General features: G+C 72.0%; 3 protein-coding genes. All 3 read left to right on the top strand.

All coding sequences use genetic code 11. The features are described from left to right. Positions 1-427 precede the first annotated feature (427 nt). Positions 428-1,036 (top strand): TMEM175 family protein, encoded by a 609-nt coding sequence (locus DEP02_RS28100; RefSeq protein WP_112470489.1) that lies wholly within the window; start codon positions 428-430, stop codon positions 1,034-1,036. Positions 1,037-1,397: 361 nt separating this feature from the next. Continuing rightward, positions 1,398-1,745, top strand: a complete 348-nt coding sequence (locus DEP02_RS28110) for a hypothetical protein (RefSeq protein ID WP_232839304.1) — start codon at positions 1,398-1,400, stop codon at positions 1,743-1,745. Between the two features lie 253 nt (positions 1,746-1,998). Then, on the top strand, positions 1,999-2,446 hold a 448-nt coding region (locus DEP02_RS28115; RefSeq protein WP_232839305.1), incomplete at its 3' end, for a hypothetical protein.

The raw sequence follows: 2,446 nt of genomic DNA on the forward strand, positions 1-2,446 counted from the left end.
GGAGGAGGTTCGCTTCACGGACATCGAGCACCTGGAGTTCGACCTGTAGCAGCCGCGCCCCGAACAGCCCGCGCGCCCGGACCGATGAGCCGAAGCACGGTAGTCGCCACCACAGCCGCCGGGGCGGGGTGCGCCGGGCTGATCACTGGGCCTTTGTGCAGCAAGGGGCGCCGCAGCCGGTGACAACAACCATGCTTCGCGCGGTGCCAGTGACGGGTAGCGCGCCGACCTGGTGACAACCACTGCGGCTTCGTCCGGCCGAAGCCGCAGGTGAGGGGGCGCCGATGGTGACAATTACAGTAACTGGCCGGCGCCGTGCCGGAGGAGACCGGCCGTCCTTCGGCGGTTCGTGCCCACCCCCTTGAGCGTCCTCGCCGGTCGGCGCTGAACGGCCGGACATGCCCTGCTGCGCCGTTAGCATCGGCTCATGCCGACCGAGCGGATGGAAGCGTTCAGCGATGGGGTTATCGCCATCCTGATCACGGTCATGGTGCTCGAGCTGCCCACCCCGCACGGCACCACTTGGGCGGCCCTGCACGACGCGCTCCCGGTGCTGCTGACCTACGTGCTCAGCTTCGTCTACCTCGGCATCTACTGGAACAACCACCACCACATGCTGCAGGCGACCGATCGGGTGAACGGGCAGATCCTGTGGGCGAACCTGCACCTGCTGTTCTGGCTCTCCCTGATCCCCTTCACCACGGCCTGGATGGGCCAGAACCACTTCGCCGCAGTCCCCACGGCCGCGTACGGCATCGATCTGCTCGCCGCTGCCCTGGCCTACTACACACTGCAGAAGGCGATCATCCAGGACCAGGGTGAAGAGTCCCTGCTCGCCACCGCCGTGGGCAGGGACCTGAAGGGCAGGGTCTCGCCGCTGCTGTACGCGAGCGGCATCGGCCTGTCCTTCCTGAGCGACTGGCTCGCGGTGGCAATCTATGCCGGCGTCGCGCTGATGTGGCTGGTCCCCGACCGGAGGCTCGAGCGGACCATTGCCCACAGACCGACCCCGGGCCCGGGCGAGTCCGCCCACTGACCCCCGCGGCGTCACGCCGGCAACGGCGTCCGGTCCTCCAGTACGGCAAGGGCTGCGCCCTCACCGGCCCGGACAAGGAGCACGCCAAGACCTCCATGCTCGCCCTGCACCTGCTCCAGTCCGCTCTCGTGCACGTCAACACGCTGCTGCTTCAGTCAGGTCCTCGCCGAACCGGCCTGGGCATCGAGACACACGGCTGGGGACCGGCGCGGGCTGACCGCGCTGTTCTGGTCGGACATCAACCGGTGCGGGACCTTCCGCCTCGACATGGGCGAGCGGCTCGACCTGGCGCCCATGGCCACACACCCCGGCCTACCCCCTCGCCCCCTCACCCCGCCTCTTCGAACTCGACAACGGCACCATGTCCCAGGCCCGCCTCGCCGAGGAGGTCTGGGACTACGAGCGCCACGCCGGGCACCGCATCGGAGAGGGCGCCCGCGGCACCATCGGCACCACGTACCCGTTCTGGCAGCGCCACCGTTGCACCCGCTCCCAGCGCTTCCCGCGGCTGCACGTCGTCCTGGCGGGCAAGGCGGAGCACCTGCTCGACCACTGCCGCCAGGCGCTCACCGCCGCCGTCCAGGGCATCGCCATCGCGGTGTGGGTGCACACCCTGCCCCGCCTGAAGCGCGGCGAGCCCTGGTACGAGATCGGCGTCGACGACCCGGATCGGCGCCGCCGGCGCTCCCCCGAGCCCGCCGGCCGCTGACGCCCCGCACGACGCCGGGCAGGCACGTCCTCGCGCACGGAGGGCTTGCCCGGCGTCCGGCCCGGCGGGCGGAACGGGCACCGAAGGCCTCGCGCCACCGCGTGGGACGGATCGGCCCACCGGACGGCCGCAACCCACGAAAGGCCCTCCACCGGCCGCATGAGACACAGCCGAGACGAGACCACCACCCGGGACCTGCCGGGCAGCCTGCGGCGCGCCCTGTCCCGGCTCCAGCACACCCACCCCCGACCCCGTGGGCCGCACCCGGCCGCTCGCCCGGTCGGCCGGACCGCTGTCCTTCACCGCAGCCACCGACACCGCCCCCGCCGCCCGCGTACAGCTCACCGGCGTGGAGACGATGCACGACCCGAACGAGACGCTCCGCGCGCTGACCCACGGCCTCTCCTGGGACACCCTTGTCACCGGCCCCGACATCGCGCTGGACGTCACGCTCGGCAGACGGCAGGAACTCCCGCTCCACGCGGCCCACGCCGCCGGCCTCACCCGCATCTTCCAGAACGCCGCCGACACCATCGGCGCCCGCCGTGCCCCCCGGGGGGAGGGCGCTGCTTCCACTGCGACGGAACCGGGCTCGCCCGCCTCCTGTGGGAACCGGCGACCGGGCAGGCCTGAGCGGCCCGCAAGAGAACACCGCGCCCCGGGCCGCCTTCTGGACGGCCCGGGGCGCGGCAGGCGGAAGG

Origin of the sequence: Streptomyces triticisoli, assembly GCF_003270085.1 — a bacterium.
In the GTDB taxonomy this organism is placed as follows: domain Bacteria; phylum Actinomycetota; class Actinomycetes; order Streptomycetales; family Streptomycetaceae; genus Streptomyces; species Streptomyces triticisoli.